At 57.3% G+C, this 520-nt stretch carries 1 protein-coding gene; it reads right to left on the minus strand.

What is annotated here, in order from left to right; genetic code table 11:
- Window positions 1–520: putative PEP-binding protein (locus OWC48_RS46190; RefSeq protein ID WP_306664781.1), on the minus strand; the 520-nt coding region annotated here is incomplete at both ends.

Genomic DNA, 520 nt, shown 5'->3' on the forward strand with positions numbered 1-520 from the left:
CCACAAGTCGGCTTCCAGTTTACGCGGATAGCGGCAGCGCCCTGCCAGCAGCAGGTTATCGGTCATGCCTTTGAGCACTTCTTCTTTGCTGCGCCAGTCGCTTTTCAGCGTGATGCACTCGGCGGTGACCAGTGGTGCGTCCTGTTGGGTCATGCGGAATTGCGCCAGCAGATGTTCCACTTCCAGCGAAGTACGGCAGGCCATTGCCTGGTTGAGCAACTGGCGGCACTCACGGCTATCAAGTTGCGCCATTCGCGCTTTCGCCGCCGGAATTGACGGTGCGCTCATGCTGAGTTCATCCAGCCCTAAACCGACCAGCAACGGCAGCACGGAACCTTTTGCCCCCAGCTCACCGCACAGACCAATCCATTTGCCCTGGCGATGCACCGCTTGCACGGCGTAATCGAGCGCCCGCAAGAATGCCGGATTCAGGCTGTTGTAGTGACGAGTAACCTTAGCGTTATCGCGATCCACCGCCAGCAGATATTGCGTCAGGTCATTACTACCAAAACTAAAGAAA

The organism is Bradyrhizobium sp. Arg816, from assembly GCF_029989365.1.
Taxonomy (GTDB): Bacteria; Pseudomonadota; Alphaproteobacteria; order Rhizobiales; family Xanthobacteraceae; genus Bradyrhizobium.